The organism is Peribacillus muralis, from assembly GCF_001439925.1.
GTDB classification, from domain to species: domain Bacteria; phylum Bacillota; class Bacilli; order Bacillales; family DSM-1321; genus Peribacillus; species Peribacillus muralis.
The window spans coordinates 44912-45120 of the sequence record NZ_LMBV01000002.1 but is presented as its reverse complement, the minus strand read 5'-3'; the positions used below and the strand labels follow the sequence as shown (position 1 = coordinate 45120).

The following is a 209-nucleotide window of genomic DNA, read 5'->3' as shown; positions in this document are numbered from 1 at the left end:
GAATTTCGTGCTTTTATTCGTGAATTTGGAGCATTTATTCGTGAGTTTTGTGCTTTTATTCGTGAATTTGGCGCATTTACTCGCGAGTTTGGATTTCACATCGAATTTAAGGCCGTTTCTCGTTATCTTTGCGTTTTTCACGCGCAAATGGGGCCGTTTCTTGTTAATTTCTTGCTTTTCTCTCGAGTTTGGCCGGGATCTCCGTAATA

1 protein-coding gene is annotated in these 209 nt (G+C 40.7%); it reads left to right on the top strand.

Going from position 1 to position 209, the window contains the following annotated elements:
• On the top strand, positions 1 to 207 hold a 207-nt coding region (locus tag ASU00_RS25980; protein ID WP_236712572.1), incomplete at its 5' end, for a hypothetical protein.
• Between the last annotated feature and the right edge of the window lie 2 nt (positions 208 to 209).